Annotated in this window: 12 protein-coding genes; 7 read left to right on the forward strand and 5 right to left on the reverse strand. The window is 73.4% G+C overall.

What is annotated here, in order from left to right; translation table 11 throughout:
* Positions 1 to 40: 40 nt before the first annotated feature.
* Positions 41 to 1,030, reverse strand: a complete 990-nt coding sequence (locus tag ACIQNU_RS37380; RefSeq protein WP_401375183.1) for an esterase/lipase family protein — start codon at positions 1,028 to 1,030, stop codon at positions 41 to 43.
* Positions 1,031 to 1,443: 413 nt separating this feature from the next.
* Between ACIQNU_RS37380 and ACIQNU_RS37385 the strand changes: the two genes are divergently transcribed.
* The gene (locus tag ACIQNU_RS37385) at positions 1,444 to 1,848 is read left to right on the forward strand and encodes a cobalamin B12-binding domain-containing protein (protein ID WP_401375185.1); all 405 of its coding nucleotides are present in this window, start codon (positions 1,444 to 1,446) and stop codon (positions 1,846 to 1,848) included.
* A 392-nt stretch (positions 1,849 to 2,240) separates the two neighbouring features.
* Here the strand turns inward: ACIQNU_RS37385 and ACIQNU_RS37390 are convergent, their stop codons facing one another.
* On the reverse strand, positions 2,241 to 3,917 hold the full coding sequence (locus tag ACIQNU_RS37390) for a DUF5691 domain-containing protein (RefSeq protein WP_401375283.1): 1,677 nt from the start codon (positions 3,915 to 3,917) through the stop codon (positions 2,241 to 2,243).
* 350 nt (positions 3,918 to 4,267) lie between these two features.
* On the reverse strand, positions 4,268 to 5,620 hold the full coding sequence (locus ACIQNU_RS37395; protein WP_401375187.1) for an SWIM zinc finger family protein: 1,353 nt from the start codon (positions 5,618 to 5,620) through the stop codon (positions 4,268 to 4,270).
* 132 nt (positions 5,621 to 5,752) lie between these two features.
* On the opposite strand from ACIQNU_RS37395, the gene ACIQNU_RS37400 reads away from it, so the two are divergent.
* From ACIQNU_RS37400 to sucD, 5 genes are all read left to right on the forward strand, one after another.
* A complete protein-coding gene (locus ACIQNU_RS37400; protein WP_401375190.1) occupies positions 5,753 to 6,961 on the forward strand; it encodes an AAA family ATPase in 1,209 nt (402 codons plus the stop codon).
* Entirely contained in the window at positions 6,958 to 9,336 is a 2,379-nt protein-coding gene (locus ACIQNU_RS37405; RefSeq protein WP_401375192.1) for a DUF5682 family protein, read from the forward strand. The genes ACIQNU_RS37400 and ACIQNU_RS37405 overlap by 4 nt, the downstream gene beginning before the upstream one ends.
* Positions 9,323 to 10,498, forward strand: coding sequence for a vWA domain-containing protein (locus ACIQNU_RS37410; protein WP_401375195.1), 1,176 nt, complete (start codon positions 9,323 to 9,325; stop codon positions 10,496 to 10,498). The genes ACIQNU_RS37405 and ACIQNU_RS37410 overlap by 14 nt, the downstream gene beginning before the upstream one ends.
* A 329-nt stretch (positions 10,499 to 10,827) precedes the next feature.
* The gene (sucC, locus tag ACIQNU_RS37415; RefSeq protein WP_401375197.1) at positions 10,828 to 12,006 is read left to right on the forward strand and encodes an ADP-forming succinate--CoA ligase subunit beta; all 1,179 of its coding nucleotides are present in this window, start codon (positions 10,828 to 10,830) and stop codon (positions 12,004 to 12,006) included.
* Between the two features lie 21 nt (positions 12,007 to 12,027).
* Positions 12,028 to 12,909 (forward strand): succinate--CoA ligase subunit alpha, encoded by an 882-nt coding sequence (gene sucD / locus ACIQNU_RS37420; protein ID WP_401375200.1) that lies wholly within the window; start codon positions 12,028 to 12,030, stop codon positions 12,907 to 12,909.
* Between the two features lie 115 nt (positions 12,910 to 13,024).
* On the opposite strand, the gene ACIQNU_RS37425 is transcribed toward sucD, so the two are convergent.
* Positions 13,025 to 14,275, reverse strand: coding sequence for a sigma factor-like helix-turn-helix DNA-binding protein (locus ACIQNU_RS37425; RefSeq protein WP_401375203.1), 1,251 nt, complete (start codon positions 14,273 to 14,275; stop codon positions 13,025 to 13,027).
* A 116-nt stretch (positions 14,276 to 14,391) separates the two neighbouring features.
* Here ACIQNU_RS37425 and ACIQNU_RS37430 point away from each other — a divergent pair, with 116 nt between their 5' ends.
* Positions 14,392 to 15,882, forward strand: a complete 1,491-nt coding sequence (locus ACIQNU_RS37430; protein WP_401375286.1) for a DUF6350 family protein — start codon at positions 14,392 to 14,394, stop codon at positions 15,880 to 15,882.
* A 155-nt stretch (positions 15,883 to 16,037) separates the two neighbouring features.
* Here the strand turns inward: ACIQNU_RS37430 and ACIQNU_RS37435 are convergent, their stop codons facing one another.
* Positions 16,038 to 16,796: a hypothetical protein gene (locus ACIQNU_RS37435; RefSeq protein WP_401375206.1), complete on the reverse strand. Its 759-nt coding sequence runs from the start codon at positions 16,794 to 16,796 to the stop codon at positions 16,038 to 16,040.
* Positions 16,797 to 16,982 lie beyond the last annotated feature (186 nt).

Here is a 16,982-nt window from a genome sequence, read left to right on the forward strand (position 1 = left end):
GGTGCCGGGGGGCTCCGGTGGGTGGCTCCGGTGGGTGAGGTCAGGCGACGGTCAGATGGCTCGAACTCTTTACCGGCCCCCGCTTCGTGCGTCCCGCGCGTGTCCCGGCGGCTTCGGACGCCGCTGCGGGGTCGTCCAGCGCCTGGCGGATCGCGGCGGCGACCGCGGGGTGTACCGGGAGGGCGAGATGGCCGATTCCGCTCACCCGGACGTTCTCCGCGATCAGGTCCGGGTGCTCCACGGACGCCGTCTCCAGCGGTTCCATCCAATGGTCGAGGTCGCTCCAGAAGCTGACGAACCTGGTCCGGCAGTCCGGCGCGGGCTCCGCCAGCTCCTTCATCACGTCCGAACCGGGGCGCATCTGCCGCACGATCGGGTGGGCGTTCATCAAGGGGGCGACGCGGGTGCCCGAGTGCGGCGTACCGAGCGTGACCAGTGTCCGCACCCGCAGGTCACCACCGAGCCGCTGCACGTAGTACCGCGCGATCAGCCCGCCGAGGCTGTGCCCCACGATGTCCACCTCGCCGCGGTCCGTCCGCTCGCACAGCTCCTCGATGTGCCGTCCCAGCAACTCGGCGGCGGCGCGGATGTCGCCGGTCAGCGGGGAGTAGTTCAACGACTCGATGTGCTCCCGCCCGCCCTGCGCCAGCGCGCGCCGCAGCAGCACGAACACGGAACGGTTGTCGATGAAGCCGTGCAGCAGCATCACGGGGGGTGGTGGCGGGGTCGCGGTCGGTAGTCGTACGGCGTCCGGTGCGGAGGTGGGGTCGGCGTCGGACGCGGGTGCGGTGTCGTCGTCGGGGGTGCGGGGGCGGGGCGTGGGGTGCCGCTCCTGGGTGATCCCGGTGGGGTAGAGGACGACATGTCCGGCGAGGATCGCGCACTCCAGGACCGTCGCCTTGAACAGCGCGGCGGAGAGTCCGGCGGCCCGTCCGGCGGCCAGCGCCGGCAGGTCGGACAGCGGGGTCGGGAGCAGGCGCTCCCACAGCTGTAGAAGGGGCAGGACGGGCAGGACCCTCAGGACCTTCATGCGGCCGACCTCCTCGTCGGCACACCGGAGGACGTCTCTGTCCCCCGCGTGCCCTCATGGAAGTCGTGCTGGGGTCGGTCCGGGGGCGGGGTCCGGTCGGCACCCGGGTCGGTGCGGCCGGAACCGTCACCGGCCGCCACCGCCCCACCCTGCCGCTCGCCCGGCGGCCCGGTGGTGCGGCGACCTCGTCGCGGCTCCCTTGCGCTATGGGTGGTTTTCCCCGCTGGGCGGCGGTGCGAAACTGCCTGGTTGGGGGATGTCGGCGATAACGTTCGTTCACTTGCTGGCGCCCTCTGAGGGGCGCGGGCGGGCGGACAGTGGCATCGTCACGGTGAGCGGTGGCGCGGAAGCTGTCGGTGGTCTTTGGCCGAGGGTCGGTGGAGGCCGGTAGCGGCCGGTACAGGGAGGCAGTGATGGGTGTGTCAGCCGGGCCGATCCGTGTGGTGGTCGCCAAGCCGGGGCTCGACGGGCACGACCGCGGGGCCAAGGTGATCGCACGGGCGCTGCGGGACGCCGGTATGGAGGTCATCTACACCGGGCTGCACCAGACGCCCGAGCAGATCGTGGACACGGCGATCCAGGAGGACGCGGACGCGATCGGCATGTCGATCCTGTCGGGCGCCCACAACACCCTGTTCGCCCGCGTCCTGGAGCTGCTCAAGGAACGCGACGCCGAGGACATCAAGGTCTTCGGCGGCGGCATCATCCCCGAGGCCGACATCGCTCCCCTCAAGGACCAGGGCGTAGCGGAAATCTTCACCCCCGGAGCCACAACGGCATCGATCGTGACGTGGGTCGAGTCGAACGTCCGGCATTGACGACGGCACAGAAGGACGGGAAGAAATCGCCCCTGACCGGCCTGTCCGGCGGTGCCCAATTCGGGTCGGGCCAGCCCCAGGAGCCCACTGGGCCCACCCTCTTTCCCGCCGCAGCGACGTTCGGCCCCCGGCGGGCGACCGGCGGTGCCGGTCCTGCCGAGGGAGGCTCACGGGCCCACAGGGCCTACCTTCCTTCCCGCCGCGGCGGTGCTCGGCCCCGGCCGGGGTGTCCGGCGGTGTCCATCGGGGCAGGGCCGGTGCAAGGACCCGCAGGCCTCATCATCTTCTTTCCCGCCGCAGCGCGCCGCTCGGCCCCCGCCGGGCTGTCCGGAGGTGCCGATCCTGGCGAGGGAGCTCACGGGCCCGCAGGGCCCACCCTCTTTCTCGCCCCCCTACGGGGCGGTCAGTTCACGGGTCATCGTGGCTCGTAGCCTCAGCGTGGTGAGGAGGCGCTGGAACGCCTCCGCCCAGTACCCCCCGGCACCCGGCGCCGCATCCTCCGGCTCCTCGGGCGTCCCGGTCAGCGACTCCAACCGGTCGGCTTCCGCAGGATCAAGGCAGCGCTCCGCCAGGCCCATCACCCCGCTGAAGCTCCAGGGGTAACTGCCCGCGTCCCGCGCGATGTTCAGCGCGTCTACCACCGCACCGCCGAGTGTCCCCGTCCAGGGCACCGCACAGCCGCCGAGCAACTGGAACGCCTCCGACAGGCCGTGCGCCGCTATGAACCCCGCGACCCACGCCGCCCGTTCGTCCCCGGGCAGCGCCGCGAGCAGCTTCGCCCGCTCCGCCAGCGACACCGCGCCCGGCCCCCCGGCCCCGGGCGCGGCGGGCGCCCCGAGCAGCGCCCGCGACCACGCCACGTCCCGCTGCCGGACCGCCGCCCGGCACCACGCCGCGTGCACCTCGCCCTGCCAGCCGTCCGTGACGGGCAGCGCGATCATCTCCTCCGGTGTCCGCCCCCCGAACCGCTCCGACCACCGCCCAAGTGGCGCCGCCTCCACCAACTGTCCCAACCACCACGACCGTTCACCCCGCCCCGCCGGCGGCTTCGGCACCACCCCGTCCCGCTCCATCGCCGCATCGCACTCGTGCGGCGCCTCCACCACGATCGTCGGCACCCCCCGCGTACGGTCCGGCGCCACACACGTCGCCGCCCGCTCCGCCATCCGCCCGGCCAGCGCCGAACCGGGCAGCGCCGACAGCAACTCCGCCGCCGTCGCCCGTACATTCCGACTGCGGTCCGCCAGCGCCCGCTCCAGGAACGGCTCGTCCTGCGCGCCCAGGCCCGTACGCAGCGAGTCCAGGAACATCAGCCGGTCCTCGGCCCGCTCCGTCGGCCAGGTCGAGCCCAGCAGGTCCCGCGCGGCATCCGCGTCCCGCGCCCGGACCGCCCCGAGCAACGCGATCCGCTCCGCGAACAGCCCCTCCTGCCACAGCCGTTCGACCTCGGCGGTCTCCTCCGGCGCGGGCAGCGCCGTCCCGCCGCCGGGCGTCGCCCGCAGCGCGAACCGCCAGTCCGGATTCAGCCGCGCCAGCCACAGCGCGCGCGGACCCGCGAACGCCAGCACCTGCGGACGCAGATCCGTACGTCCCCGCGCCGCGTCGAGCAGTGCGGGCAGCAGCTCCGGCGGGGCCGCGTACCCGAGGGAGTTGGCCGTGGTCAGCCACTGCGGCAGCAACTCCGTCAGATCGGGTGCCGTCCCGCGTCTGCCGCCGCTGCCCGTGCCGTGCCGGTCGGCGAGCAGCAGGGAGAGGCGCCGCCCGGCGGCCGGCGGCAGCGCGGGCCGCCGGTCCGGCGCGGCCCGCTCCAGGGGTGGCGCGGCCGGGGCGGGCCGCAGCCCGGCCCTCCGTCGTACGGTCTGGACGGCCGCCGCGTCGAGCAGCGCCGCCGGCGCGCTCCGCCCCTCGACGGCCACGGCGGGCCGCCGCCGCTCGGTCCCGAGCAACGCCGCCGTCACCAGCTCGTCCCACGAGGCGTCCGCCAGCTCCCCGACCACGCCCACCGTCGTCGTCGGCGCGCCCGCCGTCCCGGACTCCGTCCCCGTACCCGTCTCCGTCGACCCCGTCATACCGCCTCCACCCGTCGCGTACCCCGTGGTCCCGGCCGTGTCAGGCCCCAGCCGGTGTCCTCGTCGCCCGTGGTGCCGCCGTTGTCGCCTGTCCCGGTCCTTCGTGTCCGTCGCATCGTCCACCGCCGTTCGTCCGCGTTCCCCGAAGTGGTCGTTCCTGTCGTGCGCGTCGTGCGCGTCGTACTGGTCGTACTCGCCGTGTCCCCCGAACTCGCCGTACTCGTATGTCTGTTGCCGCGCGTCGTCATGTCCGTCAGTCAAGGGCGCCGGTCCCGGGACCGGCCATCGCCAGGGCGCGCATCGGCATACGCGACACGCGCACCACCCGCCCCACTGTCCCCGCGGTCCCGTTAGGTCAGCGTTACCGCCTCCGCCGACTCCTCGTCCGCCCACGCCGTGAGCGGTCTGAACCCCCGGTGGCCGCACTCCCCGAACACCGTCACCGGGGCGCCGCCCGACAGCGCCACGAGGCGCCACAGGCCCGGCGAGACCAGCGCCGACGGAGCGAGCGGCAGCGCCGTCGAGCCGTCCGCCTCGGCGAGCTGCCAGGTGTCCTCCACCGGGGTCGGCACGACCCGGGCCAGCGTCACCGGCCAGGTGTCCAGCCACGGGTCGTCCCGCAGCGCTTCCCCGTACCGCGCCGCCGCCCCCTCCGTACTCGTCCCGGGCGGGCGCGCCGCCGACGGCTCCGGCGCCGCGAACTGCTCCCGCAGATCGGCCCGCAGCTGCCCGGTGCCGGGGTACGCGGCCAGCTCGGCGTCCAGCGCGACCCCCACCGGCAGCGCCAGCGCGGGCGCCCGGCCCGCCGCACCGAACGACAGCAGCAGCGCCGTCCGACCCGACTCCACTCCGTACAGCCATATACGACGGGTCGTCAGATGGCCGTCCGCCGTGTCGTACTGGGCGAGAACCAGCCAACGGTCCCGCAGTGGAGGTCCGTCGGCCGAGGCGGGCAGGCCGATCCGGGAGCGGACCGCCGCCGCCAGGCCGCCCGGCAGCGCGTCCCGCCGCAACCAGCCCTCGTCGAGGAGGTGGAGCAGCGCGCACTCCTCAAGCAGCCGCATCGGCCAGCCGGGCCCCGACCCCGGTATCGCCCCCAACTCCCGTACCCGCGCGGCCAGTCCGGGCGCCTGGGCGTCCACCATGCGGGCCGCCGTCTCCTCCCACAGCCCGTACCCCGCCCGCTCCGCCGTGGCCAGGCCGCCCCGCAGCAGGTCCGTGAGCCGCTGCTCCAGCTCCGTCGCCCCCGCGGTGACCCGCTCGGCCCGCTTCTCGGCCCGGCGCCGCGCCGCCTCCGGATCGGCGCCCGCCGCAGGTGCCGCGGCCGGAGTCTTCTTCTCCTCGCTCCGCTTCCTGCGCCCCGTCACCCACTCGTCGGCCCAGTCCGGAGCCGGCCCTTCCGGCACCGCGCCGTCCCCGCCCGCCCAGAGCAGCAGCAGCCCGAGCGCGTGTTTGCACGGGAACTTCCGGCTGGGACAACTGCACTTGTACGCCGGGCCCGTGACATCCGCGATGTCCACCACCGTCTGATACGGCCTGCTTCCGCTTCCCTTGCACAGGCCCCACACCGCCCCCTCTCCCGAACAGCCCGCGTCCGACCACGGCCCGGCACCGCCGAGCCTGCTTCCCGCCTTGCGTGACGAGGGGTCAGGAGCCAGTGCCAGCACCTGATCCGCCGTCCAGCGCACCCCCTGCTGAGTCATGTTCCGAAGGTAGATCCCCCCACTGACAATCGGCCCCGGCGCCGACGTCTTCGCAGGTCAGGCCGGATTGTCAGTGGCGTGGTGCACGGTGGACACCAGATCAGAACCGGCTCAGCTGGAGGGGGAAGCCTCATGTCCGTGTCCATCGATCCGACGTCCGTCGACCCGGCGTCCATCGACCCGACGCCCGCCGCCACGACGTCCGTCGACCCGGCGTCCGTCGCACCGACCACGAGCCCTGTACAGGAAGCGGCAGCGGAGGCGGAGGCGCTGAGGCCGCACGCCGAGGACGCGTTCGCCGGTGAACTCGCCGCGCTGGCTGCCCAGGACGACCGCCCGAGGCCGGCCCGCTGGCGCCTCTCACCCTGGGCGGTGGCCACCTATCTCCTGGGCGGCACCCTGCCGGACGGCACGGTGATCTCCCCGAAGTACGTGGGTCCGCGCCGCATCGTCGAGGTCGCCGTCACCACCCTCGCGACCGACCGGGCGCTGCTGCTGCTCGGCGTGCCCGGCACCGCGAAGACCTGGGTGTCCGAACATCTCGCGGCGGCGGTCAGCGGCGACTCGACGCTGCTCGTGCAGGGCACGGCGGGCACCTCGGAGGAGGCCATACGGTACGGCTGGAACTACGCGGAGCTGCTGGCGAACGGCCCGAGCCGGGCCGCCCTGGTGCCGAGCCCCGTCATGCGGGCGATGGCCGAGGGGATGACGGCCCGCGTCGAGGAGCTGACCCGTATCCCGGCGGACGTACAGGACAGCCTGATCACGATCCTGTCCGAGAAGATCCTGCCCATCCCGGAGTTGGGCGCGGAGACCCAGGCCGTCCGCGGATTCAACCTGATCGCCACGGCCAACGACCGGGACCGGGGGGTGAACGACCTGTCGAGCGCCCTGCGCCGCCGCTTCAACACGGTGGTGCTGCCACTCCCCGAGAGCGCGGACGCCGAGGTGGAGATCGTGTCCCGCCGCGTCGACCAGATCGGCCGCTCCCTGGACCTGCCGTCCGCGCCCGAGGGCATCGAGGAGATCCGCCGCGTCGTCACGGTCTTCCGGGAGCTGCGCGACGGCGTCACGACCGACGGCCGGACGAAGGTCAAGTCCCCGAGCGGCACCCTGTCCACGGCCGAGGCGATCTCGGTCGTCACCAGCGGCCTGGCGCTGTCGGCGCACTTCGGCGACGGCGTGCTGCGGCCCGCCGATGTCGCCGCCGGCATCCTCGGCGCGGTCGTCCGGGACCCGGCGGCCGACCGGGTCGTCTGGCAGGAGTATCTGGAGGCCGTCGTCCGTGAGCGCGACGGCTGGAAGGACTTCTACCGCGCGTGCCGGGAGGTGAGCGCGTGACATCACAGGACACTGCGCGCCGGGGGCCGCTGCTGCTCGGCGTCCGGCACCACGGTCCCGGCTCGGCGCGGGCGGTGGCCGCCGCGCTGGACGCCGCCGCGCCCCGCGTGGTCCTGATCGAGGGCCCGCCGGAGGCGGACGCACTGATCCCGTTGGCCGCCGATCCCGAGCTGCGGCCTCCCGTCGCACTGCTCGCCCATGTCGTGGACGAGCCGGGCCGGTCCGCGTTCTGGCCGTTCGCCGCGTTCTCGCCGGAGTGGGTGGCGATCCGGTGGGCGCTGCGGCAGGGCGTACCGGCGCGGTTCATCGACATCCCGGCGGCGCACACCCTGGCCTGGCAGCGCGAAGCCGCCCTCCCTGATGCCGAGTCGGAGGGTTCCGAGGGTGAGGAGCCCGACCAGGAGGCGTCGCTGAGGCTGCGGATCGACCCGCTGGCCGTCCTGGCGGAGACCGCCGGGTACGACGATCCGGAGCGCTGGTGGGAGGACGTGATCGAGCACCGGGCCACGGCGGGCGACGTGTTCGCGCCGTTCGACGCGCTGGGCGAGGCGATGGAGGCGCTCCGCGAGACGTACGGCGACGGGGGACACGACCGCGATCTCGTACGCGAGGCGCACATGCGGCTCCAACTGCGCGCCGCGCAAAAGGAGTTCGGGGACGACGTCGCCGTGGTCTGCGGTGCCTGGCACGTGCCCGCGCTGCGCCGCAGGACCACCGTGACCGCCGACCGGGCCCTCCTCAAGGGCCTGCCCAAGGCCAAGGCCGAGATGACCTGGGTGCCGTGGACCCACCGCCGCCTGTCCCGCGCGAGTGGGTACGGCGCGGGCATCGAGTCCCCGGGGTGGTACGGGCATCTGTTCCACGCCATGGACCGCCCCGTGGAGCGGTGGATGACGAAGGTCGCCGGGCTCTTCCGCGAGGAGGACCGGATCGTGTCGTCGGCGCATGTCATCGAGGCGGTCCGGCTCGCCGGTTCGCTGGCCGCGATGCGCGGGCGCCCGCTGCCCGGCCTCACCGAGACGACCGATGCCGTACGGGCGGTGATGTGCGACGGATCGGACGTACCGCTCGCACTCGTACGGGACCGGCTGGTCGTCGGTGACGTACTCGGGGAAGTCCCGGAGTCGGCGCCCGCGGTGCCCTTGCAGCGGGATCTGACGCGGCTTCAGCGGACGCTGCGGTTCAAGCCGGAGGCCCTGGAGCGGGAGGTAGAGCTGGATCTGCGCAAGGACACGGATGCCGCGCGCGGCAGGCTGCTGCACCGGCTGCGGCTGCTCGGTGTCGACTGGGGCGAGCCGGCCCGCTCGGCCCGGGGGAGTACGGGTACGTTCCGCGAGACCTGGCGGATGCGGTGGGAGCCGGAGCTGTCCGTGCGGGTCGCCGAGGCCGGGGTGTGGGGCACCACGGTGCTGTCGGCGGCGACCGCGAAGGCCGAGGCGGACGCGGTCGGGGCGCGGGCGCTCGCCGAGGTGACGGGGCTCGCCGAGCGGTGCCTTCTCGCCGAACTCCCGGACGCCCTCCCGGTGGTGATGCGGATCCTCGCGGACCGCGCGGCCCTGGACACCGACGTCGGCCACCTCGCGCAGGCGCTCCCGGCCCTGGTCCGCTCGCTGCGGTACGGGGATGTGCGGGGTACGGACACGCGGGCGCTGACCGGGGTCGCGGCGGGCCTCGCGGAGCGCGTCTTCGTGGGGTTGCCGCCCGCGTGCGCACAGCTCGACGCGGACGCGGCGGCGGAGCTGCGGGGCCATGTCGACGCGGTGCACGGCGCGGTGGGCCTGCTCGCCGAGTCGCTGGCGGCGCGGGAGGAGGGTACGGGGTCGGGATCGGGGGTCGATGCGGGGATACGGGGCCGCTGGCACCGGGTGCTGCGGGTGCTGGCCGCGCGGGACACCGTGCCCGGGGTGATCCAGGGGCGGAGCGCGCGACTGCTCCTCGACGACGGCGAGTTGAGCGAGGAGGAGGCGGCGCGGCTCATGGGGCTCGCGCTGTCGCCCGGGACGCCACCGGCCGAAGCGGCGGCGTGGATCGAGGGGTTCGTGGGCGGCGGATCGGGCGGCGGGATGCTCTTGGTGCACGACGAGCGGCTGCTCGCGCTGGTAGACGGCTGGCTCAGCGCGGTCCCGGCGGACGCCTTCACGGATGTACTGCCGCTGCTGCGGCGCACCTTCTCGGCGTACGAGACGGGCGTACGCCGCACTCTGGGCGAGCTGATCAGCCGGGGCCCGGCCGCGACCGCCGCCCGCGCGACGCCGACCGGTTCCACCGCGCCGCCCGGTTTCGCCCCGCACCTGGACGTGCCGAGGGCGGACGCCGTGCTGCCGGTACTGGTGGCGCTGCTGGGTCTGGAGGAGGGATCGCATGAGTACGCGTGACGGTGTGGACGAGCAGGCGGCGGACGAGCGGGTCCGGAGGTGGCGGCTGGTCCTCGGCGGTGGCGAGGCGGACGGCACGGGGTACGGGCTCCAGGGGCAGGACGGCGCCATGGACGGGGCGCTGAGCGCGCTGTACGGGAAGGGCGACCGGGGCGGGCGGGGCCGCGACCGGTCGGCGGGGCTCGGCGCTTCGGCGCCGTCGGTGGCCCGCTGGCTCGGTGACATCCGTACGTACTTCCCGTCCTCCGTGGTGCAGATCATGCAGCGGGACGCGATCGACCGGCTCGGGCTGTCCGCGCTGCTCCTGGAGCCGGAGATGCTGGAGGCCGTCGAGGCGGACGTACACCTGGTCGGCACCCTTCTCTCGCTCAACAAGGCGATGCCGGAGACCACCAAGGAGACCGCGCGGGCCGTCGTCCGCAAGGTGGTCGACGACCTGGAGAAGCGGCTCGCGACCCGGACCCGCGCCACGCTGACCGGCGCCCTGGACCGCAGCGCCCGGATCAGCCGGCCGCGCCACCGCGACATCGACTGGAACCGCACCATCGCGGCCAACCTGAAGAACTACATCGCCGAGCACCGCACGGTCGTCCCCGAGCGGCTGATCGGGTACGGCCGGGCGTCCCAGTCGGTGAAGAAGGACGTGATCCTCTGCATCGACCAGTCGGGTTCGATGGCGGCGTCGGTCGTGTACGCGTCGGTGTTCGGGGCGGTCCTGGCGTCGATGCGGTCGATCGCGACCCGGCTCGTCGTGTTCGACACGGCCGTGGTCGACCTGACCGACCAGCTGGACGACCCGGTCGACGTCCTCTTCGGCACCCAGCTCGGCGGCGGCACGGACATCAACCGCGCCCTCGCGTACTGCCAGTCCCAGATCACCCGCCCCGCGGACACGGTCGTCGTGCTGATCTCGGACCTGTACGAAGGGGGGATACGGGACGAGATGCTGAAGCGGGTGGCGGCGATGAAGGCGTCCGGGGTGCAGTTCGTCGCCCTGCTCGCCCTCTCGGACGAGGGCGCCCCGGCCTACGACCGCGAGCACGCGGCATCCCTGGCGGCCCTAGACGCCCCGGCCTTCGCCTGCACCCCGGACCTGTTCCCGGAGGTGATGGCAGCAGCAATAGAACGCCGCCCGCTCCCGATACCGGACCCCCAGCACTGAGAACAGCTCCGCCAGGGCTCGTCCGGGGGCGCCCGGTGCGCTGGTCCGGTCCCCGGCCAGGGGTGGTTGCCCGATCCGCCCGTCAGACCCCTCTGTCAGGCCCCGGTCAAGCCTCCGGTCAGCCCCCGGCAGGGGTTTGTGACTGTTATCACCGCTCTCGGGTCACCCGCGATTTAGGGTCGTCGGTCCGGCGGCGATAACCTGCGAGGCGGACATGCCGCGTGCCCGGTGACCGTGTACGCCTCCCTTGTGACAGCGGAGTCACGTTGCCGATCGCGGCACGCCCACGCAGACAACGAACCGCGAGATCACGATAGGGACGGACGCGCGTGGACCTGTTCGAGTACCAGGCGAGGGACCTCTTCGCCAAGCACGGTGTACCGGTGCTGGCCGGTGAAGTCATCGACACGCCTGAGGCGGCGCGCGAGGCCACCGAGCGACTGGGCGGCAAGTCGGTCGTCAAGGCGCAGGTGAAGGTCGGCGGCCGGGGCAAGGCGGGCGGCGTCAAGCTGGCCGCCACCCCGGACGAGGCCGTCGCCCGCGCGACCGACATCCTCGGGATGGACATCAAGGGCCACACGGTCCACAAGGTGATGATCGCCGAGACCGCCCCCGAGATCGCCGAGGAGTACTACGTCTCGTACCTCCTCGACCGGACCAACCGGACCTTCCTGGCCATGGCGTCCGTGCAGGGCGGCATGGACATCGAGGAGGTCGCGGAGAACACCCCCGAGGCCCTCGCGAAGGTCCCGGTCGACGCCAACCAGGGCGTCGACATCGAGAAGGCCCGCGCGATCGTCGCCCAGGCGAAGTTCCCGGCCGAGGTCGCCGAGCAGGTGGCCGAGATCCTCGTGACCCTGTGGGCCACCTTTATCGCCGAGGACGCCCTGCTCATCGAGGTGAACCCGCTGGCCAAGGTCGCCGACGGCCGGGTCATCGCCCTCGACGGCAAGGTCTCCCTCGACGAGAACGCCGACTTCCGCCAGCCGGAGCACGCGGCGCTGGAGGACAAGGCCGCGGCCGACCCGCTGGAGGCGGCGGCCAAGGCGAAGAACCTCAACTACGTGAAGCTCGACGGCGAGGTCGGCATCATCGGCAACGGCGCCGGGCTCGTCATGAGCACCCTGGACGTCGTCGCGTACGCCGGTGAGGGCCACGGCGGGGTCAAGCCCGCCAACTTCCTCGACATCGGCGGCGGCGCGTCGGCGCAGGTCATGGCCAACGGCCTGGAGATCATCCTCGGCGACCCGGACGTCAAGTCCGTGTTCGTCAACGTCTTCGGTGGCATCACCGCCTGTGACGAGGTCGCCAACGGCATCGTCCAGGCCCTCCAGCTGCTCCAGGACAAGGGCGAGGCGGTCACCAAGCCGCTCGTCGTGCGTCTCGACGGCAACAACGCGGAGCTGGGTCGCAAGATCCTTTCCGACGCCAACCACCCGCTCGTGCAGCGCGTGGACACCATGGACGGCGCGGCCGACAAGGCCGCCGAGCTGGCCGCGGCCAAGTAAAGGACGAGGGACTCCACAGCCATGGCTATCTTCCTCACCAAGGACAGCAAGGTCATCGTCCAGGGCATGACCGGTGCCACGGGCATGAAGCACACCAAGCTCATGCTCGGTGACGGCACCAACATCGTCGGCGGCGTGAACCCCCGCAAGGCGGGCACGACCGTCGACTTCGACGGCACCGAGGTACCCGTCTTCGGGACGGTCGCCGAGGCGATCGAGAAGACCGGCGCCAATGTGTCCGTCCTCTTCGTGCCGCCGGCCTTCGCCAAGTCCGCCGTCGTCGAGGCGATCGACGCCGAGATCCCCCTCGCCGTCGTCATCACCGAGGGCATCGCCGTCCACGACTCCGCCGCCTTCTGGGCGTACGCGAAGTCGAAGGGCAACAAGACCCGCATCATCGGCCCCAACTGCCCCGGCCTCATCACGCCGGGCCAGTCCAACGCCGGCATCATCCCGGGCGACATCACGAAGCCGGGCCGTATCGGCCTGGTCTCGAAGTCCGGCACGCTGACGTACCAGATGATGTACGAGCTGCGGGACATCGGCTTCTCGTCGGCCGTCGGCATCGGTGGCGACCCGGTCATCGGGACGACGCACATCGACGCGCTCGCCGCGTTCCAGGACGACCCCGACACCGACCTGATCGTGATGATCGGTGAGATCGGCGGCGACGCCGAGGAGCGGGCCGCCGACTTCATCAAGGCCAACGTCACCAAGCCGGTCGTCGGCTATGTGGCGGGCTTCACCGCGCCCGAGGGCAAGACCATGGGCCACGCCGGTGCCATCGTGTCGGGCTCGTCCGGTACGGCGCAGGCGAAGAAGGAGGCCCTGGAGGCCGCCGGTGTGAAGGTCGGCAAGACGCCGACCGAGACCGCGCAGCTCGCCCGGGAACTCCTCAAGTAGCACGCGAGGCGACACGTAGTACACAAGGCGGTGCCGGTGGGCCCGTACCCCGAGGGGTGCGGGCCCACCGGCGTTCCCGGCCGCACATCACCGCGTACGGATCACCGGTTACGGATCACCGCGGCTCGGGGCGAATCCGCTCCGGGCCCCTTCCCTCGCTGGTCATCAGCTTGCCGCGGAGCGTTTTGGCCTGGGCGGACAGCGGCCCGGGACCCATCCGCGGCGGCACCCCGCGCACCGTCTCGCCGGGGGCCTGCGGCGGGTCGTAGTGGTCGGGCGCGGACCGCAGGGTCAGGGCCGTCGCGCCCAGGATCAGCACTGTGAACGCGATGGCGGACCGCGTCCAGAACTTCGTACGCCGCTCGCAGCCGCTGCGGACCAGCGCCACCTGCGGCGCCTGAAGCTTCTCGCCGCGCGCGAGCTGTTCGAGTCCGCGGTGCAGCGCGGCCGGATCGGCGAGCGAGGGCAGCCGTCCGGAGACCGCCTCGCGGGCGTGCAGCAGCCGGTTCGCCGCCGCCGGAGTGCTGGCCTCCGTCTCGGCGGCGGTCTCCGGCAGGCCGAGCCCGACACCGTCGTAGAGCAGCAGCGTGCGGCGGTACGCGGGCGGCAGGCTGAGCAGCGCGTCGAGCAGGGCGCGGTCCCCGGGCAGCGCGGGCGGTGCCTCCTTCTGGCGGAAACCCGGGCGGAAGCGGTGCCAGGGCGACATCGCGTACTCGTACGCCGCCGCCCGTACCCACCCGGCCGGATCCCGGTCCACCGCGACCTCGGGCCACCGCTGCCAGGCCATGTGGAACGCCCGCTCCACGGCCTCCTGCGCCAGCGTCCGCCGCCCGGTCAGCAGATACGTCTGCCGTACGAGGGCGGGCGCCGTGAACGCGTACAGCGCGTCGAACGCCTGGTCGGGCGTCAACCCTTCGGGGGAGGGAAGGGCGGTGAGCGGGGCGTCGTCGGGGAGGTCTTCCCCCTGCTCGTCGTCCCCGTGCTCGCCGTCTTCAGGTGCGGCGGCCGAGGTGTCCGCCTCGACCTCCGCCGTTACGGGGGCGGCGCCCGCGCCGACCAGGGCGCCGACGCGTTCCCGCTCCGGCACCGGATCGGTCACCGACGCGGTCGCGGACGCGGACGCGGACACGGGTTCGGGGGCGGGTGCGGGCGTCGCCGTGGTGTCGGGCCCGGCGCTCGTCAGCAGCCGCGCGTACACCTCGCGCTCGCGTCCGCGCGGGTCGGTGCGCCCCGTCTCCCAGGAGCGCACCGTCTCCCGGCTGACGCCCACCTGCGCCGCGACCTGAGCCTGGCTCAGCGACTGCGCCTCGCGGAGTCTGCGGCGCTCCTTGGGGGAGGGCAGCGGAGTGGGATCGGACCGGTTCATGTCAGGGCGCCCCGCCAAGCAGAAAAGTACATAAACGTATCTTGAGCGACACTTCCGGCAATCTCCTGTTACGCGGAGAAAGCGCGTGTCGTTGGGAGCATGGCCGGGTGACCCAGATGACCCAGCGCAGCCCTTCGTCGCCACCGCTTCCGACCCGGGTACGGGACCGTTCCCCGGGGCTCGCCGCCTGTCTCCTGGGCGGTGTCGTGGCCGCCGGGCTCGGGCTCGGTTCGTTCGCCGTCCTGGTGATGGTGCTGTGGATCAGCTCGCCGTACCCGGACAGCGGTCCCGGTGGGGCGCTGCATGTGGCGGCGGCCCTGTGGCTGCTCGCGCACGGCGTGGACCTCGTCCGTACGGACACGCTCTCGGGGGTTCCGGCGCCGCTCGGCGTCACCCCGCTGATGCTGCTGCTGGTGCCGGCGTGGCTGGTGCACCGCGCGGCCCGGGACGCGGCGGACCCTGACCCCGACTCCGAATCCGACCCCGATTCCCGCTCCGGCTCCGGTGAGGGGGGCGTCACCGCGGGCAAGGGTGAGGTGGCTCCGCCTGGGCTGCCCCCGGTGGCCCCGGTGGCCCCGGTGTCCCCCGTGCCGCCGTGGACCGCGTGGTGGGGAGTCGTCGCCGGGTATCTGCTGGTCGGCGGGGCCGCCGCGCTCTACGCCACCGGCGGAGTCCTGCGGCCCTCCTGGTGGAGCGTCCTCGTCCAGTTGCCGTTGCTCGCCGCGGTCGGCGCGGCCTCCGGGGTGTGGGCGGCGCACGGCCGGTCCCGGGTGCCGCTGCCGCCGAGGGCACGGAAGTGGGTCGGCGCGCTGCCCGAACCGGTGGGCCGGATCGCGGGCGAGGGGCCGGCGTCGGCGGCGGCGCGCCGCTGGGCGTCGGCCGCGGTGCGCGCCGCGAGCGCCGGGGTGCTCACCCTGGTCGGTGGCGGGGCGCTGCTGGTCGCGGTGTCCCTGGTGGTGCACGGCGACGGGACACGGGAGGGGTTCCTCGCGCTCACCGAGGGGTGGTCGGGACGGTTCGCGGTGCTGCTGCTCGCGCTCGCGATGGTGCCCAACGCGGCTGTCTGGGGCGCCTCTTACGCGCTCGGGCCGGGGTTTCTGCTCGGTACGGGACATGTCGTGGGGCCGCTCGGGGCGGCGTCCGGGCCTGTGCTGCCGTCGTTTCCGCTGCTGGCCGCGGTGCCGGACGCGGGGGTGGGATCGCCTTGGAACTGGGCCGTGTTGGGGCTGCCGGTCGTCGCCGGGGTGATCGTCGCGTGGTTCGTGGTGGAGGCGGCGGCGCCGGCGTACGGGGAGCGGGAGGACGCGTGGGGGCTGCGTCGGACCGTGGGGTGTGTGGTGGGGGCGGCGGTTCTGTGCGGGGTGGGGGTCGGGGTGTTGGGGGCCGGGGCCGGGGGTGCGCTCGGGGTGGACGCGTTGGCTCGGTTCGGGCCGGTGTGGTGGGCGGTGGGTGGGGTGGCCGTCGGGTGGGTTTCGGTGGTCGGGGTACCTGTTGCACTGGTCGTGCGGGCTTGGCGACTTCGTGGTTCCGACGAGTCTGACGATGCCGAGTTCGCGCCGTTCGACTTGTTGCTGAACCCAGTTGGGGCGACCTCGGACGACAAGTAACCGTCGACTCGGGTTGTGCCCACCCGTTCCGCCGTGCGGAACGCCTGCCCACAACGGGACCGGGACCGGGGGTGGGACCGGGGGTGGGGGCGGGGGCGCCGTGCGGGACGCCTGCCCACAACGGGACCGGGGTGCGGGTGGGGTTGGCTGCGCCGTTACTCCTTCACGCCCAGCAACGGTCGGAGTTCCTTCGGGAGCAAGTCGTTGCAGGCCTGCTTCGACGTCGTCGTCAGCGAGTCGCTGACGCACGTGTAGTAGTCCCGGTAGACCAGTTGGGCCGTGAAGGTCGCGGCGACCATCGCCAGGGCGAGGGAGCCGGTGACCAGGCCGCCGATCGCGGCGGTGGTCTGCGGGCGCGCGCCGGACGGCGGCTGCTGTCGCTCGGCGGGGGTGTCCGGATCCGGCGTACGCGGCTTGGCGCGCAGCGCGCTCGTGCCCCAGTACACCGCGAGGGCGCCGAGGAGCAGCGACACGTACGGCCAGGTGAAGAGGACGAAGAAGAAGGCCCACATGCCCGAGAGGAGGGCATAGCGGGCGCGGCGCTGGGCCGGGTCCGTCGGGTCCCAGCGCATGCCGGGCCGCGGGCCCTCCGGGCCGCCGGGGCCCTGCTGGCCGGGGCGCTCGCCGAAGCCGCCGGGGGAGCGGCCCGGCTGCCGGTCGCTCCACTGACCGCCCCAGGGGGACGGCGCGCGCTTCTTGTCCTTGTCGTCGCCCTCGTCGCCGGAGGGGTCGCCGCCGCTGTCCTCCGGGCGGTGCCGGGGCTGCCACGGCTGGTCGGGGGCGCCCTCCGGCGGCGGTGCGAAGGGGTTGTCCGAGCGGTCCTGGTCCTCGCGGGGCGGCGTCGGGCGGCGGTCCCGGAGGAGCTGGGGAGACCGCGGGTGGAGCGGGAGGAGTCGGAGGCTCAGGTCCGGCATCAGGAGTGCGTCTTCCCCTTGGTGGATGTGGCGTGGGCGGATGTGGCGTACAGCGGCGGTGGATCCGTTCGTCCCCAGGTCAACGTGGAATGTCCCGGTGGGGTTCCTGCGGACGGATCCTCCGTTCCGGTGAGGGGATCCTCCCCTGACGCTACCTTCCGGCCACGCCCCCGTCCCACGGGGTCC

Source organism: Streptomyces sp. NPDC091292 (genome assembly GCF_044757265.1).
In the GTDB taxonomy this organism is placed as follows: Bacteria; Actinomycetota; Actinomycetes; order Streptomycetales; family Streptomycetaceae; genus Streptomyces.